This is a genomic window from Curtobacterium sp. PhB137, from assembly GCF_003814955.1.
Lineage (GTDB): Bacteria > Actinomycetota > Actinomycetes > Actinomycetales > Microbacteriaceae > Curtobacterium.
Window position 1 is genome coordinate 271,850 of the sequence record NZ_RKQO01000005.1, and the last position, 26,990, is coordinate 298,839.

Consider the following 26,990-nt stretch of genomic DNA (forward strand, 5'->3'; position numbering starts at 1 on the left):
GCCTCGATCGTGGTCGTGCATCGCCGACGTCACCGTCGGCACGGTCAGGTCGTCAGCCTATTGCACGGACGGGCTCCGCGGCCCGCCGGACGCAACGGCTTGTGGACTACTTCTCCTGGGCGATGGTCGCCGCGGTGATCGTCGTCGCCACCTTCGGCTCACCGGTGCCGTCCTGGCCGGGCGACGAGATGCCCTTCGCGGCGATCTTCGACTCGAGTTCGGACAGGCCGCTCGTGACCTTCCCGACGACCGTGTAGCCGCCCGTGGAGCCGTCGAGCGTGGTGTCGCCGTAGACGATGAAGAACTGGGTCGACTGCGAGTACGGCGACGTCGACCGCGCGATCGCGATGGTGCCCTCGTCGTAGACGCCGTCGCTCGGGACGTTCTCGAGCGGGCCGTACTCGAACCCGGCGTCGCCCGTGCCGTCGCCGTTCGCCGAACCGCACTGCAGGAACTTCAGCCCGTCGCTGTCGGCGAGCCGGTGGCAGGTGGTGCCGTTGTAGAACTGCTCCTTGATCAACGAGATCTCGACGCTCGCGGCCTGCGGGGCCTTCGCGCCGTCCAGTTCGATGCCGAGGTCGATCGACTTGTTGAGCGTCAGCGAGCCCGTCCAGGTCGCGCCCTTCGCGATCTCCTTGCTCGGCACGTCGCCCGTGTTCGCCGCCGTGGCACTCGCCGAGGGCGTCGGTGTCGGCGTGGCCGTGGCGCTCGCGCTGGCGTCCGCCGACCCGTTCCCCTGCGAGCCCGCGAAGGCGAGCTGCGACCCGGTGGCCAGGGCGGCGACCAGTACGAGGACACCGGCGCCGACCAGGTTGTCGCGCACCCGCCGGCGGCGCTGCCGGTCGTGGAGTCCCTGGCGGGCCTGGTAGAGACGGAGGCGCTCGCGCGCCTCGCGGTTGTCGCGCGCTGGGTTCTTCGGTGCCACGGTGCTGTTCTGCCCTCTCGTCGCAGTGTGGAACGAGCGTATCCGAGTCGTCACCATCAACGGCCTGGGAGGCGCGGGGCTGTCAGTGGGTCGGCCTACGATTGGTGCATGGCAGCGGACCGTTCGAGCATGCGTGCGCCCACGACGGGCGGTCGCGCCGGTCTCGCGCAGGGTTCCGTCCCGCTCGCGGTCCGGATGCGCCCGACCAGCCTCGACGAGGTCGCCGGCCAGCAGCACCTGCTCGGCCGCGGGTCGCCGCTCGTGCAGCTCGCCACCGGTACCCGCGACAACCCGGGCGGTGTGTCGGTCATCCTCTGGGGTCCTCCCGGCACCGGCAAGACCACGTTGGCGCAGGCCATCGCGCGGCAGTCCGGGCGCGAGTTCGTCGAGCTCTCCGCGGTCACCGCCGGCGTCAAGGACGTGCGCGAGGTCATGGAGAAGGCCCTCACCCACCGCGACCTCTACGGGTCCACGACGGTGCTGTTCCTCGACGAGATCCACCGGTTCAGCAAGGCCCAGCAGGACGCCCTGCTGCCCGGGGTCGAGAACGGGTGGGTGATCCTCATCGCGGCCACGACCGAGAACCCGTCGTTCTCGGTCATCTCCCCGCTGCTGTCCCGGTCCCTGCTCCTGACGCTCAAGCCGCTCACCGACGCCGACCTCGGCATGCTCGTCGACCGTGCGGTGGAGGACCCCCGCGGCCTCGGTGGCGCGGTCGTCCTCGGTGACGAGGCACGTGGGGCCATCGTCCGGTTGGCCTCGGGTGACGCCCGACGCGCCCTCACGGCGCTCGAGGCCGCTGCGGCCTCGGCCACCGCGGCCCAGGACGACGACGACGACACCGTGCCGGTGGTCGACGCGGACACCGTCGCCGCGGCCGTCGACCGTGCACTCCTGCGGTACGACCGGCAGGGCGACGAGCACTACGACGTCATCAGCGCGTTCATCAAGTCGGTGCGGGGGAGCGACGTCGACGCCGCGCTGCACTACCTCGCGCGGATGATCGAGGCGGGCGAGGACTCCCGGTTCATCGCGCGCCGGATCATCATCTCGGCGTCCGAGGACATCGGCATGGCGGACCCGCAGGCGCTGCCCATCGCCGTCGCGGCGGCCCAGGCCGTGCAGCTCATCGGTATGCCCGAGGGCCGCATCCCCTTGGCCGAGGCCGTCGTGTACCTGGCGACCGCGCCGAAGTCGAACGCCGCCTACAACGGTGTGAACGCGGCGATGGCGGACGTCAAGGCCGGCCGGATGGGAACCGTGCCGATGCACCTGCGCGACGCGCACTACGCCGGGGCGAAGCGACTCGGCCACGGCAAGGGCTACGTCTACTCGCACGATGCCGAGCACGGGGTCGCCGAGCAGCAGTACCTGCCCGATGCGCTCGAGGGCACCGAGTACTACACCCCGACGGCGAACGGCTACGAGCGCGAGGTCGGTCCGCGGCTCGAACGACTCCGGAAGATCACCCGCGGGCAGTAGGACGGCGCGTCGACTTCCTGCTAGCATTGCCGGGCCTACGTCCTGGTCCTCGAGCACGGCTGCGTTGAGGACAGAGTGCCACTCCGGTGGTACGGGGGCAGAGGTTCGGACTGTAGCCGTCCGATCCCACAGGCTCATCCCTCTGGATCCCGTCGTCGGGGCCACGGGCACTCGTGTGCCCGGCCTCCGGTGAGTATTCAGTTCGAACAGAGAAAAGGACCCTGTGTCTACCAAGTCACGTACCCGCAGCAAGACCCGCCTGTCGCGCGCACTCGGCATCCCGCTGACGCCGAAGGCGGCCCGTTACCTCGAGAAGCGCCCCTACGGCCCCGGTGAGCACGGCCGTACGCGCCGTCGTGCGGACAGCGACTACGCCGTCCGCCTCCGTGAGAAGCAGCGTCTGCGCGCCCAGTACGGCATCCGCGAGAAGCAGCTCCGCATCGTCTTCGAAGAGGCCCGCAAGACGAAGGGCCTGACCGGTGAGAACCTGGTCGAGCTCCTCGAGCAGCGCCTCGACGCCCTCGTGGTCCGTGCCGGCTTCGCCCGCACCACCGCGCAGGCCCGTCAGCTGATCGTGCACCGTCACCTGCTGGTCGACGGCAAGCTCGTGGACCGCCCCTCCTTCCGCGTCAAGGAGGGCCAGCTGATCCACGTCAAGCCGAAGTCCGAGTCGATGGAGCCCTTCCAGGTCGCCGCTGCCGGTGGCCACCAGGAAGTCCTGCCGAAGGTCCCGGGTTACCTCGAGGTCGAGATCGACAAGCTCCAGGCCCGCCTCGTGCGTCGCCCGAAGCGCGCCGAGGTCCCCGTGACCTGTGAAGTGCAGCTCGTCGTCGAGTACTACGCAGCTCGCTGATCCACTGATCACACCCGAACGGCGGGTCGTCCTCTCGAGGACGGCCCGCCGTTCGGCGTTCCGGCCCCGAAGTGCCCGGCGGCTAAGCTTGTCCGGGCATGCACCGCCAGGGTGCACAGAGGGAGAGGCACCGTGAAGCAGCTGTTCTTCGTCGCGGTCGGCGTCGTCATCGGGTTCGCCGTGGCGCACCAGGTCGCCAGGACCCCCGGAGGCGCACGGCTCTTCGCCGTCGTCGACGCGAGCACGAAGGCCTTCACAGGCGCGGTCGCCGACGGGTACCGGTCCCGCGGGGCCGAGCTCCGCACCGACGTCTGAGTCGTCGAGCTCCACCGCGGTCCGGCCGCACCGTCGTCCCGCCTCCACCTCCCACCCCCGACCTGAACCCAGGAAGCACCATGCAGACCGCAGAGATCCGCCGCCGTTGGCTCCAGTACTTCGGTGACCGCGGCCACACCGTCGTCCCGTCCGCGTCCCTCGTCTCCGACGACCCGTCGCTCCTCTTCACGGTCGCCGGCATGGTGCCGTTCATCCCGTACCTGACCGGGCTCGTCCCCGCGCCGTACCCCCGTGCCACGAGCGTGCAGAAGTGCATCCGCACGAACGACATCGAAGAGGTCGGCAAGACCCCTCGCCACGGCACGTTCTTCCAGATGAACGGCAACTTCTCGTTCGGCGACTACTTCAAGGAGCAGGCGATCCAGTTCGCCTGGGAGTTCCTGACGAACCCGGAGTCCGACGGCGGGCTCGGCTTCTCGCCCGACGACCTCTGGGTGACGGTCTACGAGGACGACGACGAGGCGATCGCGTTCTGGAAGCAGCACTCCTCCCTGCCCGAGGAGCGCATCCAGCGACTCGGCAAGGACACGAACTACTGGTCCACCGGCCAGCCCGGACCCGCAGGTCCCTGCTCCGAGATCTTCTTCGACCGCGGGCCCGAGTACGGCATCGACGGCGGCCCGGCCACCGACGACGACCGGTACGTCGAGATCTGGAACCTCGTGTTCATGCAGTACCAGATCGCGGACGTCCGCTCGAAGTACGACTTCGAGATCACCGGCGAGCTGCCGAACAAGAACATCGACACCGGCATGGGGCTCGAGCGCGTCGCCTTCATCAAGCAGGGCGTCGACAACATGTACGAGATCGACCAGGTCCGCCCGGTCCTCGACCGCGCGTCCGAGATCTCCGGCCGCCGCTACGGCGCCGTGCACGAGGACGACGTCCGCATGCGGGTCATCGCGGACCACGTGCGCTCCGCGCTCATGCTCATCGCCGATGGTGTGAGCCCATCGAACGAGGGCCGCGGGTACATCCTGCGTCGGCTGCTGCGCCGCACGGTCCGTGCGATGCGCCTGCTCGGGGTCGAGACCGCGACGTTCCCGGAGCTGTTCCCGGCGTCCCGCGACGCGATGCGCGACGCCTACCCCGAGGTCGCCTCCGACTACGACCGCATCGCGCGGATCGCCTACGCGGAAGAGGAGACGTTCCTCCGCACGCTCGCGCAGGGCACGACGATCCTCGACGTCGCCGTCGAGCGCGCGAAGCAGGACGGTGCGCCGTCCATCGGCGGGGACACCGCGTTCCTGCTGCACGACACCTTCGGGTTCCCGATCGACCTGACGATGGAGATGGCCGAAGAGGCCGGGGTCCACGTCGACCGGACCGCGTTCGAGACCCTGATGTCCGAGCAGCGTGCCCGGGCGAAGGCCGATGCGAAGAGCAAGAAGACCGCGATCGCCGACCTGAGCGTGTACAGCGCGTTCCGGGCGAAGGGCGAGACCGTCTTCCTCGGCTACGACGCGCTCGAGGCCGAGACGAACGTGCTCGGCATCATCGTCGGCGGCGTCAGCGTCGACCGGGCCGTGGCGGGCGACATCGCCGAGGTCGTCCTCGGCGAGACGTCGCTGTACGCCGAGTCGGGTGGCCAGGACGCCGACCAGGGATCGATCGTCGGCAACGGCTTCGACCTCGAGGTCCTCGACGTCCAGCGTCCCGTCGCCGGCCTCTGGAGCCACACCGTCCAGGTCCGCTCGGGCGAGGTCGGCGTGGGCGACGCGGCGAGCACCGTGGTCGACGCCGAGTACCGTCGCGGCGCCACGCAGGCGCACTCCGCGACGCACCTGGTGAACGCCGCGCTCCGCGACATCCTCGGCCCGGAGGCGCTGCAGGCGGGTTCGTACAACAAGTCCGGCTACATGCGCCTCGACTTCTCGTGGTCGCAGCCGATCTCGCTCGCGACCCGTTCCGAGATCGAGGAGGTCGTCAACACCGCGATCCGCACCGACCTCGAGGTCTCGACCCGCATCATGCCGATCGACGAGGCCAAGGCCCTCGGTGCGCAGGCGCTCTTCGGTGAGAAGTACGGCGCCGAGGTCCGCATGGTCGACATCGGTGGTCCGTGGTCGCGCGAGCTCTGCGGTGGGACGCACGTCGCCTCGAGTGCCCAGATCGGACTCGTCAACCTGGTGGGGGAGTCGAGCGTCGGGTCGACCAACCGTCGTGTCGAAGCGCTCGTCGGGCTCGAGGGTTTCCGTGACCTCGCGGTCGAGCGGACCATCGTCTCGCAGCTCTCCAGCGCGCTGAAGGCCCCCCGTGCCGACCTGCCCACGCGTGTGCAGTCGCTCATGGAGGACCTCCGCACTGCGCAGAAGCGGATCGCCGAGTTCGAGTCGGCGAACCTGCAGCAACGGGTCCCGTCGATCGCACGGACCGCGACGACCGTCGGCACGACGACCGTCGTGGCCGAGACCGTCGACGGCCTGCAGTCCGGCGACGACCTGCGCTCGCTGGCGACCGGGGTCCGTGCGCAGCTCGGTGACGGCGCTGCCGTCGTCGTGCTCGGTGCCGTGGTGAGCGGGAAGCCGATCGTGATCGTCGCGACGAACGACGCGGCGCGCTCCGCGGGCGTCCAGGCGGGTCCGCTCGCCAAGGAGGCCGCCGGTGTGCTCGGTGGTGGCGGCGGCGGCAAGCCGGACCTGGCCCAGGGCGGCGGCACCGAGCCGGCTGCGCTCCCGGCTGCGCTCCGCGCCGTGACCGCTCGGATCGCGGGCTGATCGTGGCGATCCGGTCCGGGCGGCGGCTCGGCGTGGACGTCGGCCGCGCCCGGATCGGGATCGCCGTGTGCGACCGCGACGGGTTGCTGGCGACGCCGGTCGAGACCGTGCGCCGCGACGACTCGACCGACCTGCGTCGGATCCTCGAGATCGCGGACGAGTACGACGTGCTCGAGCTCGTCGTCGGACTGCCCCTGTCGATGTCCGGCGGCGACACCGCGTCGACCGAGGACGCCCGGGCGTTCGCCGCCCGGATCGCCGAGCACCGCCCGGTCCGGCTGGTCGACGAACGGCTGTCCACGGTGACCGCGCAACGCGGACTGCACCAGGCCGGCAAGAACACGAAGAAGTCGCGGTCCGTGATCGACCAAGCGGCCGCTGTTATCATTCTGCAACACGCGCTCGACCACGAACGCAGTGCCGGTGCCCCTCCGGGCACCACGCTTCCCTGACAGGGCAACCCACCGCGACCCGGCTGCCCTTCCGTCACCCGAGGACGACGGTGCCCAGGCGGAGTTCCCGACCGAGAGACCGAGAACCGTTGGCAGACGATCTGGACTGGAACGCGATCATCGCGCCCGGCAACGAAGCCGAGCGGCGGAAGACCACTTCCGACCGCGCAGCAGGTACCGATGACCGTGACGACTCCGCGCGGGTGACCCCGCAGCCGGACCGTCCGATGTCCCGCCGCGAGGCTCGGGCGCTCGAAGCGGAACGCGCTCGTCGCGACGCCGTTCCCGGGCCCGACTCCGAGCCGGCACCCGAGGAGCTCGCCGCCGCCGACCGCGTGGACCCCGACTCGACCGCTCCCCGCGAGCAGCCGGCACCGGAGCCCGTGCGACCGCAGCAGGCGGCCCCCGAACTCCATCCCGAGGTCGCCGCGCTGCTGACCGGCGAGGTACCCTCGGCGCCCGCCGCCGGCGGAGCCGGGTCCGACGGGCCCGACGGTACCGACGACGCCGGGCGCACCGGTGGCGGTGGAGCCGCGGGAGGCGGCGGACGTGGTGGCCGTGGCGGACGCGGGGGAGCCTCCAGGCCACCGCGCGAACCGCGCCCGAAGCGCCGTCGCGGGCCGCTCATCGCCGGCATCGTGATCGTCGCCGTGGTCGTGGCCGGCGGGGTGAGCGCGTACGCGTTCGCCGCCCCGAAGATCCAGCAGATCGTCGCCGCGGTCAGCGGCTCGACCGAACCGGACGACTACACCGGCTCCGGCAAGGCCAAGGTCACCATCACGATCAAGCAGGGCGACATCGGCGAGAACGTCGCCGCGACGTTGCAGCGCAGCGGGGTCGTGAAGGACTCGAAGGTCTTCTACAAGCTGCTGCTGGCGTCGCCCGACGTGCAGTTCCAGCCGGGTTCGTACTCGTTGAAGAAGCAGATGAGCTCGAAGTCGGCCCTGGCCGCGCTGAAGGACGAGAAGAACCGCGTGCAGGCCTCGATCGTGATCCCCGAGGGCACCGCGCTGGCGGACATCGAGGCCGGCATGGTCTCGAAGGCCGGGCTCACCAAGACCGAGGTCGCCAAGGCCGCGAAGGACGTGTCCGCGTACGACCTGCCGTCCGGCGTCACCACGCTCGAGGGCTGGCTGTTCCCCGCGACGTACCCGATCAACCCGGGGTGGACCGCGGAGCAGTACTTCGGGTCGATGGTCGACACGATGAAGGAGCACCTGGCCGCCGCCGGCGTCAAGGAGGCCGACCAGGAGCACGTCATCGTGTTCGCATCGCTCGTGCAGAAGGAAGCCGGCCTCGCCGCCGACTACCCGAAGGTCGCGCGGGTGTTCCAGAACCGGCTCGACCAGGGCATGCGCCTGCAGTCCGACGCCACCGTCGCCTACGGCACCGGCAACACGCACACCGTCACGACGACCGACGCAGAGCGCGCCGACGAGTCGAACGCGTACAACACGTACGTGCACGAGGGGCTGCCGCCGGCACCGATCTCGAACCCCGGGGACATCGCCATCAAGGCCGTGACGAACGAGGCCCCGGGCAAGTGGCTGTACTTCGTGACGGTGAACCTGGAGACCGGCGAGACGGTGTTCTCGAACACCTACGACGAGCACCTCGTCGCCGTGAAGCAGTTCCAGGCGTGGCTCCGGGCGCACCCCGACTACCAGTAGGGCGGCGACGTCGCACAGCGGTGCGCTGTGGGAGGATTGCAGCATGCTTCGTTGGTTGACTGCTGGTGAGTCCCACGGACCCGAACTGATCGCGATGCTCGAGGGCCTGCCCGCGGGTGTCCCGGTGTCGTTCGAGTCCATCCGTACCGATCTCGCGCGCCGCAAGCTCGGCTACGGTCGCGGCTCGCGCATGAAGTTCGAACAGGACGAGCTGCACGTGTCCGGCGGTGTCCGGCACGGGTTCTCGCTCGGCAGCCCGATCGCGATCCGGATCGGCAACACCGAGTGGCCGAAGTGGGTCGAGGTCATGAACCCCGAGCCAGTCGAGTCCACCGAGATGTCGCGTGGCCGCAGCGCCCCGTTGACCCGCCCGCGTCCGGGCCACGCCGACCTGGTCGGCATGCAGAAGTACGGCTTCGACGAGGCCCGCCCGATCCTCGAGCGTGCGAGCGCCCGTGAGACCGCGGCACGCGTCGCGCTCGGCGCCGTCGCGAAGTCCTTCCTCGCCGAACTCGGCATGCGGTCGGTCGCGCACACCCTGCAGGTCGGCACGGTCCGCGTGCCGGACGGCACCGACCTGCCGCTGCCCGACGACGTCGACCGTCTCGACGACGATCAATTGCGCTGCTTCGACGCCGACACCTCGGCGCGCATGGTGACCGAGGTCGAGGCCGCGAAGAAGGACGGCGACACCCTTGGTGGCGTCGTCGAGGTGCTGTTCTACGGCGTCCCGCCGGGGCTCGGCTCGCACGTGCAGTGGGATCGTCGACTCGACGCCCGTCTGGCCGCGGCGATCATGGGCATCCAGGCGATCAAGGGTGTCGAGGTCGGCGACGGCTTCGCGACCGCTGGCCGTCGCGGCTCCGCGGCCCACGACGAGCTCTACCGCGAGGACGGCGAGATCTACCGCACGAGCGACCGTGCCGGTGGCACCGAGGGCGGCATGTCCACGGGCACCGTCCTGCGCGTCCGTGCCGGCATGAAGCCGATCGCGACCGTGCCGCACGCGCTGCACACCGTCGACGTCGTCTCGGGCGAGGACGCCTCGGCGCACCACCAGCGGTCCGACGTCTGCGCGGTCCCGGCCGCCGGGGTCGTGGCCGAGGCGATGGTGGCGCTCGTGCTCGCCGACGCCGTGCTCGAGAAGTTCGGCGGCGACAACGTCGTCGAGACCAAGCGCAACCTCGACGCCTACCTCGCGTCGATCCCGGAGACGCTCCGCACCCGTCGGACGGAGCCAGCGGCACCGGCCGACGCGTCGTGAGCACGAACGGCGGCGGCGCCGCGCGAGGTCTGGCTGCGCCCGTCGTCGTGATCGGCCCGATGGGCGCCGGCAAGTCCAGCGTCGGCAAGCGCGTCGCGAAGGCGCTGGGCGTGCCGTTCACCGACACCGACCGGGTCATCGTCCGCGAGCACGGCCCCATCCCCGGCATCTTCGCCGACCGTGGTGAGCCGGCCTTCCGTGCCCTCGAAGCCGACGCCGTCCGGACCGCCCTCGGCACCGGGGGCGTGATCGCCGTCGGCGGCGGAGCGGTGACGCACGCCGCCACCCGCGAGGCACTGTCCGGCGCCCGCATCGTCCTGCTCACCGTCTCGCCCGAGGCCGTCGCGGAGCGGATCGCCGGCTCGGACCGGCCCCTGCTCGCGAACGGCGGCATCGACGCCTGGCAGACGATCATGGACGAGCGAGCGGCGACCTACGCCGAGCTCGCGCACGTCGTCGTCGACACCTCGCGCCGTCCGATGTCCCGGGTGGTCGACGAGGTCGTCACCTGGCTGCGGAGCGACAGCGGCGCCAGCGGCGACACCAGCGCCGGCCGACGCGACGACACCAGCACCACCACCGAAGGAGCACCGTGACCGACCCGATCCTGCCCGCAGGCACCACCGAGATCCGCGTCGGCGGTGACGACGGCTACGTGGTGGCGGTCGGTTCGGGCCTGCTCGGCTCGCTGCCCGCGATCCTCGGCCCTCGCGTCGCCAAGGTCCTCATCGTGCACGCCCCGACCCTCGGTGCGCGGGCGAACGACCTGCGCGACCTGCTCGTCGACGCCGGCCTCGAGGCCCTCATCGCCGAGGTGCCGGACGCCGAGGCCGCCAAGCGCATCGAGGTCGCGTCGTTCTGCTGGCAGATCATGGGCCAGTCCGACTTCACCCGCACCGACGCGGTCATCGGCCTCGGTGGCGGTGCCGTCACCGACCTGGCGGGCTTCGTCGCGGCGACGTGGCTGCGCGGGGTGCCGTACGTGTCGGTGCCGACGAGCGTGCTCGGCATGGTGGACGCCAGCGTGGGCGGGAAGACCGGCATCAACACGAACGAGGGCAAGAACCTCGTCGGTTCCTTCTCCGCCCCGCGCGCGGTGGTCGCCGACCTCGACCTCGTCCGCACCCTGCCGCGCAACGAGATCCTCACCGGCTTCGCCGAGATCGTGAAGGCCGGGTTCATCGCCGTGCCGGAGATCCTGGACATCATCGAGGCCGACGTCGCCCGCGTCACCGACCCGACGTCGCCGGAGTTCCGCCGCGTGGTCGAACTCGCCATCGCCCTGAAGGCCGAGGTCGTGTCCGACGACTTCACCGAGCAGGGACGACGCGAGATCCTGAACTACGGTCACACGCTCGGGCACGCCATCGAGCACGCGGAGCGGTACCAGTGGCGGCACGGTGCTGCGGTGTCGGTCGGCATGGTGTTCGCCGCCGAGCTCGCCCGCCTGACGGGCCACCTCGACGACGCGACCGTGGACCGGCACCGGGCGATCCTGGACTCCTTGGACCTGCCGACCTCGTACGGCATCGGCCGGTGGCAGGGCCTCCTCGCCGCGATGCGTCGCGACAAGAAGGCCCGGGCCGGCATGCTCCGGTTCATCATCCTCGACGGTGTCGGCAAGCCGGTCATCCTCGAGGGCCCCGAGGACCACCTGCTGTTCACCGCCTACCAAGAGGTCGGCGTCTAGTACTTCTGCACGCCCAGGTGGTCGCGCAGGTGCGGTCCGGTGTACTCGGTCCGGTGCAGTCCGCGGCGCTGCAGCTCCGGCACGACCTTCTGGGTGAAGTCCTCGACCCCGGCCGGGAAGTGCGTCGGCACCGCCAGGAACCCGTCGCACGCCCCGGCCTCCGACCACGCCTGCATGGTGTCGGCGATCGTCGACGGTGACCCGATCATCTTCCGGTAGCTGCCCTCGGCGAAGTACCGGGCGGTCTCGATGACGGACAGCCCCTGTTGCCGTGACACCGCCATGATCGCTGCCCGGTGCGACTTGCCGGCGTTCGACTCGGGCAGCTCCGGCACGGGCGCGTCGAGGTCGAACTGCCGGAAGTCGACGCCACCGGCGAGGGGCTTCAGGTTGCTCAGTGCCAGGTCGTCCGGGATCAACGCCATCATCCGGTCGGCGAGGTCGCGTGCGTCCTGGTCGGTGTCGCCGACGATCGGGGTCATCCCGACGAGCACCTTGACGTGGTCGGGGTCGCGGCCGAACCGTTCGGCGCGCGCTCGGATGTCGTCGCGGAACGCACGACTCTCGTCCGGGTCGGACTGCAGGGTGAAGACCACGTCGGCGGTGCGCGCCGCGAGTGCGCGGCCCGGCTCCGAGGCACCCGCCTGGAACACGACGGGCCGGCCCTGCGGACTCCGACCCGTCGTCAGCGGTCCTCGCACGCGGAAGTGCTCGCCGTCGTGCTGCAGGAACCGCATCTTCTCGATGTCGAAGTAAGTGCCGGACTCCTTGTCGCGCACGATCGCGTCCGGGTCCCACGAGTCCCAGAGCCCGGTGACGACGTCGACGAACTCGCTCGCCCGCTCGTACCGGGCGGCGTGCTGCACGTGGGCGTCGAGTCCGAAGTTCTGGGCTTCGTCCTCGTTGAAGGACGTCACGAGGTTCCACCCCGCGCGGCCCTTGCTGATGTGGTCGAGGGTCGAGAACCGCCGCGCGAGGTTGTAGGGGTCGTTGAAGGTCGTGGTCGACGTCGCCGCGAGACCCAAGTGCGTGGTCCGCATCGCCAGGGCGGGCAGGAGCATCGTCGGGTCGAAGTGGATCGAGCGGGGGTTCGCGGCACCGTAGGTGTCGCCGGCCAGGATGTCGTTGCTGCGCCGGACTGCCGCTTGGTCCTCGAAGAACAGGGCATCGAGCTTCGCCGCCTCGGCGAGTTCGGCGGCGCGGACGTAGTGGTCGATGCCGAGGTCGAGCTCGGGGACGGCGTCCGGCAGTCGCCAGGCGCCGAGGTGGTAGCCGGGGAACAGGAACATTGCGAGGTGGATCGTGGTCACGGGGGTCCTCTCGGAGGGGACGGTGCAGCAGGTGGGACGGTGCAGCAGGTGGGTGGGTGCGTCCGGCGGACGGCCAGGAGGCACGGAGCAGGGTGCGCGGATCGGCGCGTCTCGGCGAGACGGCGCGCTCCAGAGCACGTGGACCGCCCGGGGGATCGGCGCGCGGCGGTCAGACGGACGAACGGACGGTCTGTCGGACGTCAGTGTCCGTGCGCGATGGCGCCGCGGGGCCAGCAGCGGGACGCGGCGGTCGCGTGGTGTGCCGTCATCGTCGCCCCCTGTCGCCCGTGCTCGTGTCGCGTTCTCCCACCGGCTCGAGCCGGTGGTGGACGACGCTACGGGCGCGGTGTTTCGGCATCGTTTCGATCGGGAAACACCGTCGAAACGATGCGCCGTTAGCGTCGCCGCATGTCTGCAGCAGCCCTCGCCCCGTTCCCGACCGAGCTCCGTGTCGGCGTCCCCGACTGGCTCCGCGACGCGCAGGCCGCTGCTCCGGAACACCTCGGCACCCGTGCGGAACGGTTCGCGCTCGTGAACGCCCTCGCCGAACGGAACGTCGAGGAGGGCACCGGCGGTCCGTTCGCGGCGGCCGTCGTCGATGAGGACACCGGCGCGGTCGTCGCCCTCGGGGTGAACCTGGTGCTGCACACCAACCTGTCGTCGATGCACGCCGAGGTCGTCACCCTCGGACTCGCACAGGCTCGGACGGGGGCCTGGAACCTCGGCCGTGACGTCGGCCACCGGCGTGTGCTCGTCGTGAACGCCCAACCGTGCGTGATGTGCCTCGGCGCCCTGCTGTGGTCGGGGGTCTCCGCGCTGGAGTTCGCCGCCGACGGAGCCACGGTCGAGCGGATCACGGGCTTCGACGAGGGTCCGGTGCCGGGGGACTGGCGCGAGCAGCTCGTTGCTCGGGGGATCGACGTGCACCAGGAGCACGGCACCGGTGCCGAGACGGCGCTCGAGCGCTACCGCGACCTGGTCGAGTCCGGTGCCACCGCGCGCTACAACGGCAGCGGCGCCTGACCCGGCGTCAGCGCAACACCCGCCGCGTCCGTCGCCACCACCACTTGACCTGCATCGACACGGTGAGGACGCCGGTCCGCTGCCATTCCCGGAACTCCGCGACGGTGGCTCCGTTGTCCCACGCGAAGAGCACGTCGTCGTCCGCGTCCACGTCGGGCGCATCCGGCAAGGGTCGCAAGATCGGCATCAGGTGGACTCCTCTTCCTCAGGGTGGACGTGATCGGCGGCGGTTCGCCTCCGGAGTGCACGAGTGGCGAGCCGTCGGTCCGCCTTCGACCACCACCGTACGGTCTCGAGTTCCCGGAGCACAGTTCTCGAAATGTCGTATGCACCGCCGCCTCGTGGCTGGGCGAGCGACCAGGTGAACCGCTTCCAGGCGTGTTCTCGATCGGTCGTCCGCCGGCTCTGGAACGCCCCGAACCAGCTGACGACCGCCGCCACGATCGCCGCGCCGGCGGCGATGCACGCCGCGACCAGTGCTGTCTCCATGGGGCAAGCCTGCGGCAGTGCGCGCGACCCGACGCGACACGCGAGCCGACCTGTGGATGCCGGACCGCGCCTCCCGGCCTGTGCACGACAACCGGCGCACCCGGCGGACCCAGCAGCGGGGAGCAGACTGACGACGTGCCCAACCCACCCCGACTGAGCGACCTGTCCGGCTCGCAGGAGGCCGACACCGGCACCCTCCGGTCCCGCGGCCGCCGGTTCACCGAACTGCTGTCGATCGCGAGACGCCACCGCCTCGTCCCGTTCCGTCGCCTCGACTTCTCGCACGACCCGGCCACCGCCGACCTGCGCCGCAGCCAGGCCGAGCACCTGCGCCGTGCGCTCGAGGAAGCGGGCGGCGGGTTCGTGAAGATGGGCCAGCTGCTCTCCACCCGCGACGACCTGCTACCGGAGGAGTGGACCGAGGGACTCGCCCACCTGCAGCGCAACGTCACCGCCGCCCCCGCCGACCAGGTGCTCGCCCTGCTCGAACAGGAACTCGGCGCACCGGTCGACCAGGTCTTCGCGTCCTTCGACCCGGTGCCCGTCGCCGCGGCCTCGATCGCCCAGGTCCACCGCGCCCGCCTGCCCGACGGCACCGCGGTCGCGGTCAAGGTGCAGCGTCCCGGCATCGACGCCGCCGTCCGCCGCGACGTCGACATCGCGCTCCGTGTCGTCCGATTCATGGCGCGATGGTCGACCGAGGCCCGGCAGGTCGGCGTGCAGGACGTGGCCGCGCAGTACGCCGACGACCTGGTCCGCCAGGTCGACTTCGTCTCCGAGCTGCGGAACCTCACCGCCCTGCGTGCCGCACAGGCCCGCAGTGCCCGTCCGGACGAGGTCCGGTTCCCGGACCCGTACCCGGACCTGTCCGGGCGCCGCGTGCTCGTGATGGAGTTCCTGGAGGGCGACACGCTCAGCGCGATCCGCGCCGAGCGCGCGGACCGCGACCTCGACGGCCCGATGCGCGCGATCCTCCGCGCGTTCCTGCGACAGGTCGTCTTCGACGGCTTGTACCACGCCGACCTGCACCCCGGGAACGTCCTGGTGCTGCCCGACGGGCGGCCCGCGTTGATCGACTTCGGATCGGTCGGGAGGCTCGACCCGACCCTCCGGGACACGGTCCAGGACCTGCTGGTCGCCTACCTGCAGGACGACACCTCGCGGATCGCTGATGCGGTCCTGCGGATGGCACCGGTGCGCGACGCGCACGACGAGCCCGACTTCCGTCGGGACATCGCGCGCTTCGTCGCGGACGAGCTCGGACCGGGCGCGCGCATCGGCGTCGAGACGGTCGACGACGCCGTCGAGGTGTTCGGGCGGTACCGGCTCAAGGCGCCGCCGGACTTCGTCGCGGCCGCGCGGGCGCTGGCGATCTTCGAGGGCACGCTCCGCACGCTCGCGCCCTCGTTCGACCTGCTCGAGGAGTCCCGCGGGCTCGCCCGTGAGCAGATCACCGACCAGCTGCGCCCCGGCAAGCTGCGCGACCTGGCGGCGAAGGAGCTGATCGGCGTCGTCTCCGCGGCCCGACGACTGCCCCGCCGGGTCGACCGGATCGGCGAGGCGATCGAGACGGGCAAGTTCACCGTCAACATCCGGCTCTTCGCGGACCGCCGCGACCGCGAGCTCGTGTCCGGCATGATCCGGCGCATCCTGCTCGTGCTGCTCGGCGCCGGTGCCGGCATCCTGGCGATCGTCTACCTGGCACTGCCCGCCCGACCGGACGCGGCGATCTCGACCGCGGTGGCCGGGGTACTGCTCGGGGGAGCGGCCGTGGTGCTGCTCGGCTGGGCGGCGATCGACTCCTGGCGCGCCCGGCGACGGCGCTGATGGCGACGGGCGGGCGTCCGCTACACTCGTCCGGGGCCAGCGCGGCCCGAAGACCTTTCACAACACGACCGAACGGGACACCGAAGACTCATGGCCAGTACCACTGACATCAAGAACGGCGCCGTTCTCATCATCGACGGCCAGCTGTGGTCGGTCGTGGAGTTCCAGCACGTCAAGCCCGGCAAGGGTGGCGCGTTCGTCCGCACCAAGCTGAAGAACGTCGTCTCCGGCAAGGTCGTCGACCGCACCTTCAACGCCGGTGCGAAGATCGACACCGCCGTGGTCGACCGCCGCGACTACCAGTTCCTCTACGAGGACGGCGACTCGTACGTGTTCATGGACACCGACACCTACGACCAGATCCCGGTCTCGGCGACGGTCGTCGGCGACGCGAAGAACTACCTGCTCGAGTCCGCGATGGTCACCATCGCGATGAACGAGGGCAACCCGCTCTACGTCGAGCTCCCGACGTCGATCGTGACCGAGGTCGAGACCGAGCCGGGCCTGCAGGGCGACCGCTCCTCCGGTGGCACCAAGGACGCGACCATCATCGCGACCGGCCACCGCATCCAGGTCCCGCTCTACCTCGAGAGCGGCACCACGGTGAAGATCGACACGCGCGACGGCAGCTTCCTCGGCCGCGTCAACTCCTAGGCGACGTCCGTATGAGTGCTCGTTCGAAGGCCCGCAAGCGCGCCCTCGACATGCTGTACGTGGCCGAGGTGCGTGAGCTCCCGATCACGGACGTCCTGGCGACCGAGACCGTCCGTCACCTGGACCAGCCCGAGCGTGCCTCGAGCTGGGACTACGCACGGCAGATCGTGACGGGCGTCGATGACGCCCGCCACGAGATCGACTCCGTCATCATCGACCACGCCCAGGGGTGGTCGATCGCCCGGATGCCGGTCCTCGACCGCTGCATCCTGCGGATGGCCGTCTGGGAGCTCCGGTTCAACCCGGAGGTGCCGGACGCCGTCGCGATCGCCGAGGCCGTCGAGCTCGCCCAGTCGCTCTCGACCGAGGACTCCGCGGGCTTCGTGAACGGTGTCCTCGGAGCCGTCGCCGGCGGTCGTGCACCGTCCGGTCGGACGGTCGCAGGGGACCAGGAGTCCCGCTAGGCTTGTGCACGTCAGCATCCTTTAATGCCGTCCAGTGAGGCGGGGAAGGGGGTCGACGTGGGTACCAGAACGGTCCTGCAGCAACCCGACATCACGCGCGCTCTGACGCGCATCGCACACGAGATCCTCGAGGCCAACCACGGCGGCTCGGACCTCGTCCTCCTGGGCATCCCGACCCGGGGCGCCGCGCTCGCCGAACGGCTGGGCCGCGTCCTGGCGGACATCGAGCCCGAGTGGCAGTCCGCGCGGGCCGGCATCGGATCCGAACGGGTCGGCACGCTCGACGTGACCATGCACCGGGACGACCTCGGGCACGGCATCGGTCGTGCCCCGCACCGCACGGTGATCCCCGCCGGCGGCATCGACGGCAAGGTCGTCGTGCTCGTCGACGACGTCCTGTACTCCGGTCGCACGGTCCGGGCAGCGCTCGACGCCCTGCAGGGGATCGGCCGGCCGCGCGCCGTCCGGCTCGCCGTGCTCGTCGACCGCGGCCACCGCGAGCTGCCGATCCGCGCGGACCACGTGGGCAAGAACCTGCCGACCGCCTCGGACGAGCGGGTCACCCTGCACCTGTCCGAGACCGACGGCGACGACACCGTGTTCATCGAGCAGGGGGTGGCGTGATGCGGCACCTGCTCTCCACCGCCGACCTGTCGCGCGACCAGGCCGTGCACATCCTCGACGTCGCCGAGGAGATGGCCGAGGTCAACACGCGCGAGGTCCGGAAGCTCCCGGCCCTGCGCGGCAAGACCGTCGTGAACCTGTTCTTCGAGGACTCGACCCGCACGCGCATCTCGTTCGAGGCCGCGGCGAAGCGCCTGTCGGCCGACGTCATCAACTTCGCGGCCAAGGGCTCGAGCGTCTCCAAGGGCGAGTCCCTCAAGGACACCGTGCAGACCCTCGGCGCGATGGGCATCGACGGCATCGTGATGCGGCACGGCTCGTCCGGTGCGCCGCGCGTGCTGGCCGACGCCGACTGGATCGACGTCCCCGTGGTGAACGCCGGCGACGGCACGCACGAGCACCCGACGCAGGCGCTGCTCGACGCCTTCACCATGCGCCGTCGCCTGCACGGTGCCGGGTCGCGTGGACAGGGCCTCGACGGCGTCCGGGTCCTGATCGTCGGCGACGTGCTGCACAGCCGCGTCGCCCGGTCGAACGCGTGGCTGCTCCGGACCCTCGGCGCGAGCGTGACCTTCGCCGCACCGCCGACACTCCTGCCCGCGACGACGACGCCGTTCGGAGCCGCGGTGCACCACGACCTCGACGCCGCCCTGGCCGAGGACCCGGACGTCGTCATGACGCTCCGGATCCAGCAGGAGCGGATGGACGACGCGTTCTTCCCGAACCCGCGCGAGTACACGCGGCACTGGGGCCTGACGGCTGCGCGGTTCGCGCGGCTGTCCGAGCGCACACTGATCATGCACCCCGGTCCGATGAACCGCGGGCTGGAGATCGCCGGCGTCGCTGCCGACGACCCCCGTTCCACCGTGGTCGAGCAGGTCGAGAACGGCGTCTCGGTCCGCATGGCGGTCCTCTACCTGGCCCTGACCGGCACCGAACCGAAGGAGTCCGCAGCATGACCGCTCACCTGATCCGCGGCGCGCAGCTGGTCGACGGCTCGCGCGCCGACATCCGACTGCAGGACGGCCGCATCACGGCGATCGGCTCCGGCGTGGACGCGAGCGGTGCCACGGTCGTCGACGCCGACGGGCTCATCGCCCTGCCGGGTCTCGTCGACCTGCACACCCACCTGCGCGAGCCCGGTCACGAAGAATCCGAGACGGTCCTCACCGGCTCGCGCGCCGCGGCGGCCGGAGGCTTCACCGCCGTCAACGCGATGGCGAACTCGAGCCCGGTCGCCGACACCGCCGGGGTCGTCGAGCAGGTGCAGGCACTCGGCGACGACGCCGGCTACGTCACGGTCCGCCCGATCGGCGCGGTGTCGCAGGGGCTGCAGGGCACGCACCTGTCCGAGATCGGTGCCATGGCGACGAGCAGGGCGAAGGTCCGGGTCTTCTCGGACGACGGCTCGTGCGTGTCCGACCCGCTCCTCATGCGCCGCGCACTCGAGTACATCAAGGGCTTCGGCGGGGTGCTCGCGCAGCACGCGCAGGAACCCCGACTCACCATCGGCGCGCAGATGAACGAGGGCCGGCTGTCGTCGGAGCTCGGCCTCGCGGGCTGGCCGGCCGTGGCGGAAGAGGCGATCATCGCCCGTGACGTCCTGCTCGCCGACCACGTCGGCGCACGACTGCACGTCTGCCACGTGTCGACCGCCGGCAGCGTCGAGGTCATCCGCTGGGCCAAGTCCCGCGGCATCGACGTCACCGCCGAGGTCACCCCGCACCACCTCGTGCTCACCGAGGACCTCATCGCCGGGCACGACGGCGCCCCCGGGTACGACGCCCGCTACAAGGTGAACCCGCCGCTCCGGGCACGCGAGGACGTCGACGCCCTGCGCGCAGCCCTGGCCGACGGCACCATCGACATCGTCGCGACCGACCACGCACCCCACACCGCCGAGGCGAAGTGCTGCGAGTGGCCCGCGGCGGCGAACGGCATGGTCGGCCTCGAGTCGGCGCTCAGCGTCGTGCAGTCCGCCGTCGTCGCGTCGGGCCAGCTCGACTGGGCCGACGTCGCCCGGGTCCTGTCCGAGGCGCCCGCACGCATCGGCCAGGTCGAGGGCCACGGTCAGCGCATCGCCGAGGGCGCGCCCGCCGAGATCACGCTCTACGACCCGACGGCCAGCCGCGAGTTCGCGGTCGCCGACCTCGCCGGACAGTCGCAGAACTCGCCGTACCTCGGCATGACGCTGCCCGGCCGGGTCGTCGCCACGTTCCACCTGGGGGCGCCGACGGTGCTCGACGGCCGCCTCGTCGACGCCGACACCGTCGCCGAGCACGCCGCTGCGCTCCGGACGGGGGCGCGCGCATGAGCGGCGACGCCGCGCGCTGGTTGCTCGGCGGGGTGATCCTGCTCGCGGTGGCCGCGCTGTTCGTCGCCATGGCGCGCACCTGGCGGACGCGGACCAGGAAGCAGGCGGAATCCGTGCCTCCCGTCCCCGTCCCCACCACGATCGGACCGGAAGTCGGGTCCTGGGACGGTTTCTCCGTCGCGACGACCCGCGCCGACCAGCCGCTGGAACGCATCACCGCCGGCGGACTCGGGTTCCGGGGTCGCGGCGGCGTGCGCGTCCACGCGACCGGTGTGGTCCTGCGACTCGCCGGCGCGGACGACCGCTGGATCGCGCGTGCTGCGGTCCGCGGGGCCGACCGCTCGACGTGGGCGATCGACCGGGTGGTCGAGCCCGGGGGACTGGTCCGTCTGCGATGGACGGCGACCGGCGCCGCAGGTGCGACGGACCTCGACACGTACTTCCGGTTCCCGGAGGGCGACGCAGCCGCGCTGCTCGCCCTGCAGGGACTGACCGAGACCGGGCCGCAGGCGACTGCGGCCGATGCCCCGCGAACCGCGGGCGAAGGGAAGAAAGCATGACACGCGAACGGGCCGTCCTGGTCCTCGAAGACGGCACCCGGTACGACGGCTGGGCCTACGGCGCCCGCGGGCGCACGCTCGGCGAGGTGGTCTTCGCGACCGGCATGACCGGCTACCAGGAGACGCTCACCGATCCGTCCTACGCCGGCCAGATCGTGGTGCAGACCGCGCCGCACATCGGCAACACCGGGGTCAACGACGAGGACCCCGAGTCCCGTCGCATCTGGGTTGCCGGGTACGTGGTGCGCGACCCCAGCCGCGTGGTGTCGAACCACCGCGCGAACGCGTCGCTCGACGACCACCTGGTGCGCGACGGCATCGTCGGGATCTCCGGCATCGACACCCGCGCCCTCACGCGCCGGATCCGCGACGCCGGCGCCATGAAGGGCGGCGTGTTCAGCGGCGCCGACGCGACGCTGTCGGAGTCGGAGCAGCTGGACGCCGTCCGGTCGCAGGCCACGATGGCCGGCGCGAGCTTCTCGGCGATCGTGTCCACCCCGGAGACCTACGTCGTGCCGGCCGAGGGCGAGCAGATCGGCCGACTGGCCGTGCTCGACCTGGGCGTGAAGGCGTCGACCACCCGCTACCTCGCCCAGCGCGGCTTCGAGGTGCACGTCGTGCCGCAGGACATCTCCGCGGCGGCGCTCGAGGAGCTCGCACCGGACGCCCTGTTCTACTCGAACGGCCCCGGCGACCCCGCCGCGTCGGACGCCCAGGTCGAACTGCTCCAGGGCAGCCTGCGGACCGGTCGCCCGTTCTTCGGCATCTGCTTCGGCAACCAGCTGCTCGGCCGCGCGCTCGGCTTCGGCACCTACAAGCTGCCCTTCGGGCACCGCGGCATCAACCAGCCGGTGCTCGACACCACCACGGGCAAGGTCGAGATCACGAGCCAGAACCACGGCTTCGCGGTCGACGCTCCCCTGGGGCAGGTCCTCGAGTCGCCGGCCGGGTTCGGCCGCGTCGAGGTCTCGCACTACTCGCTGAACGACGACGTGGTCGAGGGCCTGCGGGCGCTCGACGTGCCCGCGTTCAGCGTGCAGTACCACCCCGAGGCCGCCGCTGGTCCGCACGACAGCATGTACCTCTTCGACCGGTTCGCGGACCTGGTGCGCGCGCGACGTGACGGGGAGCCGCTCGACGCGGCCACCGCCGACGCGACCACTCCCGCAGCAGACATCACCAAGGAAGCGAACTGATGCCCAAGCGCGCAGACATCAACTCCGTCCTCGTCATCGGTTCCGGCCCGATCGTCATCGGTCAGGCCGCCGAGTTCGACTACTCCGGCACCCAGGCGTGCCGTGTCCTCCGTGCCGAGGGCGTCCGGGTCATCCTCGTCAACCCGAACCCGGCGACGATCATGACCGACCCCGACTTCGCCGACGCGACCTACATCGAGCCGATCACGAACGCGTGCCTCGAGGAGATCATCCGCATCGAGAAGCCGGACGCCGTCCTGCCGACGTTGGGCGGCCAGACCGCCCTGAACGCGGCGATCGCGCTCGACGAGGCCGGCATCCTCGAGAAGCACGGCGTCGAGCTCATCGGTGCCAAGGTGGACGCCATCCAGCGCGGTGAGGACCGCCAGCTCTTCAAGGAGCTCGTGCTCGAGTCCGGCGCCGACGTGGCCCGGAGCCACATCGCCCACACGCTGGAAGAGGCGAAGGAGTTCGCGAAGGACCTCGGCTACCCGCTCGTCGTCCGCCCGTCCTTCACCATGGGCGGTCTCGGTTCGGGCTTCGCGTACGACGAAGCCGAGCTCGTCCGCTTCGTCGGCGACGGGCTGCAGTCCAGCCCGACGACCGAGGTCCTGCTCGAGGAATCGATCCTCGGCTGGAAGGAGTACGAGCTCGAGCTGATGCGCGACAACTACGACAACACCGTCGTCATCTGCTCCATCGAGAACGTCGACCCGGTCGGCGTGCACACCGGCGACTCGATCACCGTCGCCCCGGCGCTCACGCTCACCGACCGCGAGTACCAGAACATGCGCAACATCGGCATCGACATCATCCGTCGCGTCGGTGTCGACACCGGTGGTTGCAACATCCAGTTCGCCGTCGACCCGTCGAACGGCCGCCTGATCGTCATCGAGATGAACCCGCGCGTCTCCCGCTCGTCGGCGCTGGCCTCGAAGGCCACGGGCTTCCCGATCGCGAAGATCGCCGCGAAGCTCGCCATCGGGTACCGCCTGGACGAGATCCAGAACGACATCACGAAGGTCACCCCGGCCAGCTTCGAGCCGACGCTCGACTACGTGGTCGTGAAGACCCCGCGCTTCGCGTTCGAGAAGTTCCCCGCGGCGGACGCCACGCTCACCACGACGATGAAGAGCGTCGGCGAGGCGATGGCCATCGGCCGCAACTACGCGACGGCGCTGCAGAAGTCGCTGCGCTCGCTCGAGAAGCGCGGCTCGAGCTTCCACTGGGACACCCCGGCGTCGGAGCTCGACAAGGACGCCCTGCTCGCGAAGTCGTCCATCCCCACCGACGGCCGGATCGTCACGGTGCAGCAGGCCCTGGTCGCCGGCGCCACCGCCGCCGAGGTCTTCGAAGCCACGAAGATCGACCCGTGGTTCATCGACCAGATCGTGCTCATCAACGAGGTCGCCGCCGAGGTCGCGGCCGCCGACGAGCTCGACGCGGACACCATCCGCTGGGCCAAGGAGCACGGCTTCAGCGACACCCAGATCGCGGCGCTGCGCAGCACCCCGGAGCACCCGGTCAGCGAGCAGCAGGTCCGCGACGACCGGCACGCCCTCGGCATCCGCCCCGTCTTCAAGACCGTCGACACCTGCGCCGGCGAGTTCCCTGCCCTGACGCCGTACCACTACTCGTCGTACGACGCCGAGACCGAGGTGGTCGCGAGCGACCGCAAGAAGGTCGTCATCCTGGGCTCCGGCCCGAACCGCATCGGCCAGGGCGTCGAGTTCGACTACTCCTGCGTGCACGCGTCCTTCGCGCTGAGCGACGCCGGGTTCGAGACGATCATGATCAACTGCAACCCCGAGACGGTCTCCACCGACTACGACACCTCGGACCGTCTGTACTTCGAGCCGCTCACGGCCGAGGACGTCCTCGAGGTCATCGAGGCCGAGGCGGCGTCGGGCGAGCTCGTCGGCGTCGTCGTGCAGCTCGGCGGGCAGACCGCCCTGGGCCTGGCGAAGCCGCTCGAGGCGGCGGGGATCCCGATCCTCGGCACCAGCCCGACGGCGATCGACTCCGCCGAGGAGCGCGGCCAGTTCTCCGCCATCCTCGACGCCGCGGGGCTGCTCGCGCCGCGCAACGGCACCGCCCACGACCTGGCAAGCGCGACCGCCGTGGCCGAGGAGATCGGCTACCCGGTGCTCGTCCGCCCGTCCTTCGTGCTCGGCGGCCGCGGCATGGAGATCCTGTACGACTCCCCGTCGCTCGCCGACTACTTCGAGCGGATGGCCGACCAGGCGATCATCGGTCCGGAGCTCCCGCTGCTCGTCGACCGGTTCCTGGACGACGCGGTGGAGATCGACGTCGACGCGCTCTTCGACGGTGAGCGGCTCTACATCGGCGGCATCATGGAGCACCTGGAAGAGGCCGGCATCCACTCCGGTGACTCCGCGTGCACCCTGCCCCCGGTCGGCCTCGGCCGCGCCGAGATCCAGGGCGTCGTCGACGCGACCGAGAAGATCGCCCGCGGCATCGGCGTGCAGGGTCTGCTCAACGTCCAGTTCGCCATCGGCGCCGGTGTGCTCTACGTCCTCGAGGCGAACCCGCGCGCCAGCCGCACGGTCCCGTTCGTCTCGAAGGCGCTCGGCATCGCGCTGGCCAAGGCCGCGTCGCGCATCATGACCGGCACGAGCGTCGACGAGCTCGTCGCCGAGGGCATGCTGCCGGCCCGCGACGGGGCGTTCGTCCCGATGGAGGCCCCGGTCGCCGTCAAGGAGGCCGTCCTGCCCTTCCGCCGCTTCCGCACCCGCGAGGGCCAGGTCGTCGACTCGGTGCTCAGCCCCGAGATGCGCTCCACCGGCGAGGTCATGGGCATCGACCGCGACTTCCCACGGGCGTTCCTCAAGTCGCAGGACGCCGCGTACGGCGGCCTGCCGACCAGCGGCACGGTCTTCGTGAGCGTCGCGGACACCGACAAGCGCGCCATCGTGCTGCCGGTGCACCGCCTGCAGCAGCTGGGCTTCACGATCATCGCGACCGAGGGCACGGCGGAGATCCTCCGCCGCAACGGCATCGAGGTCGGCATCGTCGGCAAGTACAGCCAGGGCGGCGAGAGCGTCGTCGACCTGCTGACGCGCAACGAGGTCGACATCGTCATCAACACGCCGTCGGGTGCCGCCGGTCGTGCGGACGGGTACGAGATCCGTGCGGCCACGGTCGCAGCGGACAAGCCGCTGTTCACGACGATCGCGCAGATCGGTGCGGCGGTCGCGGCGATCGAGACGATCGGCACGCCGCTCAACGTCCGGAGCCTGCAGGACTACGCGCGGGAGCGCGCCACCTGGTGAGCGAGGGGCAGACGGGAGGCCCGGCCTCCTTCGGTGATCGGCTCGCGTCCGCGATGCGCGAGCGTTCACCGCTCTGCGTCGGCATCGACCCCCACGCCACCACCCTGGCGACGTGGGGGCTCGGCCGCGACGAGCAGGGCCTGACGGCCTTCGGCGCGGCCCTGGTCGACGCGGCCGCCGGCCGCGCGGCGATCGTGAAGCCGCAGATCGCGTTCTTCGAGGCGGCGGGGGTGGCGGGCTACCGCGCGCTCGACGCGACGATCCGTCGTGCACGTGATGCGGGCCTCCTGGTCGTCGCCGACGTGAAGCGGGGCGACATCGGGTCGACCGGTGACGACTACGCACTCGCGTGGCTCGACCGTGACGGGCCGTTCGCGGCCGACGCGATGACGGTGTCGCCGTACCTGGGCTACGGCTCGCTCAGCGGGACTGTCGACGTCGCTCGGCGGAACGGTGCCGGGGTCTTCGTGCTCGCCGCGACGAGCAACCCGGAGGCGCGGGTGCTGCAGACCGCGGTCCTGGCGGAGGGCCCGCGTGCCGGGCGGTCCGTGGCTGCCGGTATCGTCTTGGACGTGGCAGACGACAACCGGGCCGCGGGCGACCAGGCCCTCGGCGACGTCGGGCTCGTGCTCGGCGCGACCCTTCACCTCGACGACTTCGGCATCGACGCGGACGCGATCGGCACCGCGCCGGTGCTCGCCCCGGGCTTCGGTGCCCAGGGCGCCCGGATCGAGGACCTCCGTGCGCTGTACGGTGCGCGCGCCGAGCAGGTGCTCGTCAGCGAGTCGCGCGGTCTGCTGACCGACGGTCCGGACGGGGTCGCGGCGCTCGTGTCCGACCGCGCCGACCGGATCCGCGCGGCACTCGGGGCCGCAGCATGACCGCCGACGGTGACCGCACCGACGGCGACCGCACCGAAGGCGACCGCACCGACGGCACCGAACTGCCGGCCCACCGCACGCCACCGGAGGTCGACCGCGTCGCGGCGGCCCAGGCCGCGGTCGCCGCGCGACGCGCCCGGGCCGCGGTGAAGTCCCAGGTCGCGTCGGGGGAGCGCTCGGCACTCGAGGTCGCTCGCTCGGCGTGGGACGACGCCCTCGTCGACACGACCTCGGCGGAGCGCTCGCTCCGGGTGCGCGACCTGCTCGTCAGCCTGTCCGGCATCGGTCCGGCGCGTGCCGAGTCGATCATGGGCACCCTGCGCATCGCGCCGTCGAAGCGCCTCGGGGGCCTCGGCACCCGGCAGCGCACGGCGCTGGCCGACTGGCTCGCCGCCCGCGGTCGCAAGCGCGGTGCCTCGAAGCTCGTCGTCCTCGCCGGGCCGACCGCCGTCGGCAAGGGCACGGTGAGCGCGTACATCCGCGAGCAGTACCCGGACGTGAACCTCAGCGTCTCCGCCACGACCCGGAAGCCCCGCCCGGGCGAGGTCGACGGCGTGCACTACTACTTCGTCGACGACGCCGAGTTCGACCGGATGATCCGCGAGCGCGAACTGCTCGAGTGGGCCACGGTGCACAACTCGTACCGGTACGGCACCCCGCGTCCGCCGATCGACCGAGCGCTCGACGCCGGCGAGCGGGTCATGCTCGAGATCGACCTGCAGGGTGCTCGCCAGGTCCGTGACGCGATGCCCGAGGCCGTGCTCGTGTTCCTGCTGCCCCCGACGTGGGAAGAACTGGTGCGTCGACTCATCGGCCGCGGCACCGAGTCGCCCGAGGAACAGGCGCGTCGACTCGACACCGCGAAGGTCGAACTGGCCGCCCAGGACGAGTTCGACGTCCGCATCGTGAACTCCGATGTCGGCACCGCGGCACGACAGGTCGTAGACTTGTTCTCTGCGCCCTGAC

At 71.1% G+C, this 26,990-nt stretch carries 24 protein-coding genes; 21 read left to right on the forward strand and 3 right to left on the reverse strand.

The features are described from left to right. Window positions 1–106: 106 nt before the first annotated feature. Window positions 107–925 (reverse strand): peptidylprolyl isomerase, encoded by an 819-nt coding sequence (locus tag EDF28_RS07890; protein WP_123294306.1) that lies wholly within the window; start codon window positions 923–925, stop codon window positions 107–109. Between the two features lie 129 nt (window positions 926–1,054). On the opposite strand from EDF28_RS07890, the gene EDF28_RS07895 reads away from it, so the two are divergent. From EDF28_RS07895 to aroB, 9 genes are all read left to right on the forward strand, one after another. After that, window positions 1,055–2,407, forward strand: a complete 1,353-nt coding sequence (locus EDF28_RS07895; RefSeq protein WP_111084157.1) for a replication-associated recombination protein A — start codon at window positions 1,055–1,057, stop codon at window positions 2,405–2,407. 223 nt (window positions 2,408–2,630) lie between these two features. Next, complete coding sequence (gene rpsD / locus EDF28_RS07900) at window positions 2,631–3,260, forward strand: 30S ribosomal protein S4 (RefSeq protein ID WP_111083900.1); 630 nt, start codon at window positions 2,631–2,633, stop codon at window positions 3,258–3,260. Between the two features lie 132 nt (window positions 3,261–3,392). Further along, window positions 3,393–3,575: a hypothetical protein gene (locus EDF28_RS07905; RefSeq protein ID WP_111083901.1), complete on the forward strand. Its 183-nt coding sequence runs from the start codon at window positions 3,393–3,395 to the stop codon at window positions 3,573–3,575. Window positions 3,576–3,655: 80 nt separating this feature from the next. Further along, window positions 3,656–6,313: an alanine--tRNA ligase gene (alaS, locus tag EDF28_RS07910; protein WP_123937789.1), complete on the forward strand. Its 2,658-nt coding sequence runs from the start codon at window positions 3,656–3,658 to the stop codon at window positions 6,311–6,313. An 8-nt stretch (window positions 6,314–6,321) separates the two neighbouring features. After that, window positions 6,322–6,765 (forward strand): Holliday junction resolvase RuvX, encoded by a 444-nt coding sequence (gene ruvX, locus EDF28_RS07915; protein ID WP_185094197.1) that lies wholly within the window; start codon window positions 6,322–6,324, stop codon window positions 6,763–6,765. An 89-nt stretch (window positions 6,766–6,854) separates the two neighbouring features. Then, window positions 6,855–8,435, forward strand: coding sequence for an endolytic transglycosylase MltG (gene mltG, locus EDF28_RS07920; RefSeq protein WP_123937791.1), 1,581 nt, complete (start codon window positions 6,855–6,857; stop codon window positions 8,433–8,435). Between the two features lie 43 nt (window positions 8,436–8,478). Beyond that, window positions 8,479–9,699 carry a chorismate synthase gene (gene aroC, locus EDF28_RS07925; RefSeq protein WP_123294309.1) on the forward strand — a complete coding sequence of 407 codons (1,221 nt, stop codon included), beginning with the start codon at window positions 8,479–8,481 and terminating at the stop codon, window positions 9,697–9,699. 59 nt (window positions 9,700–9,758) lie between these two features. Then, the gene (locus EDF28_RS07930; protein ID WP_123938106.1) at window positions 9,759–10,295 is read left to right on the forward strand and encodes a shikimate kinase; all 537 of its coding nucleotides are present in this window, start codon (window positions 9,759–9,761) and stop codon (window positions 10,293–10,295) included. After that, window positions 10,292–11,389, forward strand: a complete 1,098-nt coding sequence (aroB, locus tag EDF28_RS07935; RefSeq protein WP_185094181.1) for a 3-dehydroquinate synthase — start codon at window positions 10,292–10,294, stop codon at window positions 11,387–11,389. The genes EDF28_RS07930 and aroB overlap by 4 nt, the downstream gene beginning before the upstream one ends. Here aroB and EDF28_RS07940 read toward each other — a convergent pair. Then, a complete protein-coding gene (locus tag EDF28_RS07940) occupies window positions 11,386–12,699 on the reverse strand; it encodes an LLM class flavin-dependent oxidoreductase (protein ID WP_207906699.1) in 1,314 nt (437 codons plus the stop codon). The genes aroB and EDF28_RS07940 overlap by 4 nt on opposite strands. Window positions 12,700–13,107: 408 nt before the next feature. Here EDF28_RS07940 and EDF28_RS07945 point away from each other — a divergent pair, with 408 nt between their 5' ends. Beyond that, window positions 13,108–13,722, forward strand: a complete 615-nt coding sequence (locus EDF28_RS07945) for a deaminase (RefSeq protein ID WP_123937792.1) — start codon at window positions 13,108–13,110, stop codon at window positions 13,720–13,722. Window positions 13,723–13,729: 7 nt separating this feature from the next. Here the strand turns inward: EDF28_RS07945 and EDF28_RS07950 are convergent, their stop codons facing one another. Further along, complete coding sequence (locus EDF28_RS07950) at window positions 13,730–13,909, reverse strand: hypothetical protein (protein ID WP_123937793.1); 180 nt, start codon at window positions 13,907–13,909, stop codon at window positions 13,730–13,732. 437 nt (window positions 13,910–14,346) lie between these two features. On the opposite strand from EDF28_RS07950, the gene EDF28_RS07955 reads away from it, so the two are divergent. From EDF28_RS07955 to gmk, 11 genes are all read left to right on the forward strand, one after another. Continuing rightward, window positions 14,347–16,038, forward strand: a complete 1,692-nt coding sequence (locus tag EDF28_RS07955) for an AarF/ABC1/UbiB kinase family protein (RefSeq protein ID WP_123937794.1) — start codon at window positions 14,347–14,349, stop codon at window positions 16,036–16,038. Window positions 16,039–16,128: 90 nt separating this feature from the next. Beyond that, the gene (efp, locus tag EDF28_RS07960; protein ID WP_111083909.1) at window positions 16,129–16,692 is read left to right on the forward strand and encodes an elongation factor P; all 564 of its coding nucleotides are present in this window, start codon (window positions 16,129–16,131) and stop codon (window positions 16,690–16,692) included. 11 nt (window positions 16,693–16,703) lie between these two features. Continuing rightward, window positions 16,704–17,156, forward strand: a complete 453-nt coding sequence (nusB, locus tag EDF28_RS07965) for a transcription antitermination factor NusB (protein ID WP_123294314.1) — start codon at window positions 16,704–16,706, stop codon at window positions 17,154–17,156. Between the two features lie 24 nt (window positions 17,157–17,180). Beyond that, window positions 17,181–17,780, forward strand: a complete 600-nt coding sequence (pyrR, locus tag EDF28_RS07970) for a bifunctional pyr operon transcriptional regulator/uracil phosphoribosyltransferase PyrR (protein ID WP_123937795.1) — start codon at window positions 17,181–17,183, stop codon at window positions 17,778–17,780. Beyond that, window positions 17,780–18,739, forward strand: a complete 960-nt coding sequence (locus tag EDF28_RS07975; protein ID WP_123294316.1) for an aspartate carbamoyltransferase catalytic subunit — start codon at window positions 17,780–17,782, stop codon at window positions 18,737–18,739. Before pyrR ends, EDF28_RS07975 begins: the two co-directional genes overlap by 1 nt. Further along, window positions 18,736–20,094, forward strand: a complete 1,359-nt coding sequence (locus tag EDF28_RS07980; protein WP_123937796.1) for a dihydroorotase — start codon at window positions 18,736–18,738, stop codon at window positions 20,092–20,094. The genes EDF28_RS07975 and EDF28_RS07980 overlap by 4 nt, the downstream gene beginning before the upstream one ends. Next, window positions 20,091–20,654, forward strand: a complete 564-nt coding sequence (locus tag EDF28_RS07985) for a hypothetical protein (RefSeq protein ID WP_123294318.1) — start codon at window positions 20,091–20,093, stop codon at window positions 20,652–20,654. The genes EDF28_RS07980 and EDF28_RS07985 overlap by 4 nt, the downstream gene beginning before the upstream one ends. Continuing rightward, window positions 20,651–21,850, forward strand: a complete 1,200-nt coding sequence (carA, locus tag EDF28_RS07990; protein ID WP_123937797.1) for a glutamine-hydrolyzing carbamoyl-phosphate synthase small subunit — start codon at window positions 20,651–20,653, stop codon at window positions 21,848–21,850. Before EDF28_RS07985 ends, carA begins: the two co-directional genes overlap by 4 nt. After that, window positions 21,850–25,143, forward strand: coding sequence for a carbamoyl-phosphate synthase large subunit (gene carB / locus EDF28_RS07995; RefSeq protein ID WP_123937798.1), 3,294 nt, complete (start codon window positions 21,850–21,852; stop codon window positions 25,141–25,143). Before carA ends, carB begins: the two co-directional genes overlap by 1 nt. After that, window positions 25,140–26,024 (forward strand): orotidine-5'-phosphate decarboxylase, encoded by an 885-nt coding sequence (gene pyrF / locus EDF28_RS08000; protein WP_260154719.1) that lies wholly within the window; start codon window positions 25,140–25,142, stop codon window positions 26,022–26,024. The genes carB and pyrF overlap by 4 nt, the downstream gene beginning before the upstream one ends. Further along, window positions 26,021–26,989 carry a guanylate kinase gene (gmk, locus tag EDF28_RS08005; protein WP_333925912.1) on the forward strand — a complete coding sequence of 323 codons (969 nt, stop codon included), beginning with the start codon at window positions 26,021–26,023 and terminating at the stop codon, window positions 26,987–26,989. Before pyrF ends, gmk begins: the two co-directional genes overlap by 4 nt. Window position 26,990: the final 1 nt, after the last annotated feature.

Excerpts from the sequence above, each read along its gene's own strand:
- pyrR (WP_123937795.1), top strand. The coding sequence starts at position 17,181 with ATGCCGTCCAGTGAGGCGGGGAAGGGGGTCGACGTGGGTACCAGAACG.
- EDF28_RS07985 (WP_123294318.1), top strand. The coding sequence starts at position 20,091 with ATGAGCGGCGACGCCGCGCGCTGGTTGCTCGGCGGGGTGATCCTGCTC.
- carB (WP_123937798.1), top strand. The coding sequence starts at position 21,850 with ATGCCCAAGCGCGCAGACATCAACTCCGTCCTCGTCATCGGTTCCGGC.
- EDF28_RS07930 (WP_123938106.1), top strand. The coding sequence starts at position 9,759 with ATGGGCGCCGGCAAGTCCAGCGTCGGCAAGCGCGTCGCGAAGGCGCTG.
- alaS (WP_123937789.1), top strand. The coding sequence starts at position 3,656 with ATGCAGACCGCAGAGATCCGCCGCCGTTGGCTCCAGTACTTCGGTGAC.
- gmk (WP_333925912.1), top strand. The coding sequence starts at position 26,021 with ATGACCGCCGACGGTGACCGCACCGACGGCGACCGCACCGAAGGCGAC.
- efp (WP_111083909.1), top strand. The coding sequence starts at position 16,129 with ATGGCCAGTACCACTGACATCAAGAACGGCGCCGTTCTCATCATCGAC.
- EDF28_RS07950 (WP_123937793.1), bottom strand. The coding sequence starts at position 13,909 with ATGCCGATCTTGCGACCCTTGCCGGATGCGCCCGACGTGGACGCGGAC.
- nusB (WP_123294314.1), top strand. The coding sequence starts at position 16,704 with ATGAGTGCTCGTTCGAAGGCCCGCAAGCGCGCCCTCGACATGCTGTAC.
- EDF28_RS07975 (WP_123294316.1), top strand. The coding sequence starts at position 17,780 with ATGCGGCACCTGCTCTCCACCGCCGACCTGTCGCGCGACCAGGCCGTG.
- EDF28_RS07945 (WP_123937792.1), top strand. The coding sequence starts at position 13,108 with ATGTCTGCAGCAGCCCTCGCCCCGTTCCCGACCGAGCTCCGTGTCGGC.
- EDF28_RS07895 (WP_111084157.1), top strand. The coding sequence starts at position 1,055 with ATGCGTGCGCCCACGACGGGCGGTCGCGCCGGTCTCGCGCAGGGTTCC.
- aroC (WP_123294309.1), top strand. The coding sequence starts at position 8,479 with ATGCTTCGTTGGTTGACTGCTGGTGAGTCCCACGGACCCGAACTGATC.
- carA (WP_123937797.1), top strand. The coding sequence starts at position 20,651 with ATGACACGCGAACGGGCCGTCCTGGTCCTCGAAGACGGCACCCGGTAC.
- EDF28_RS07980 (WP_123937796.1), top strand. The coding sequence starts at position 18,736 with ATGACCGCTCACCTGATCCGCGGCGCGCAGCTGGTCGACGGCTCGCGC.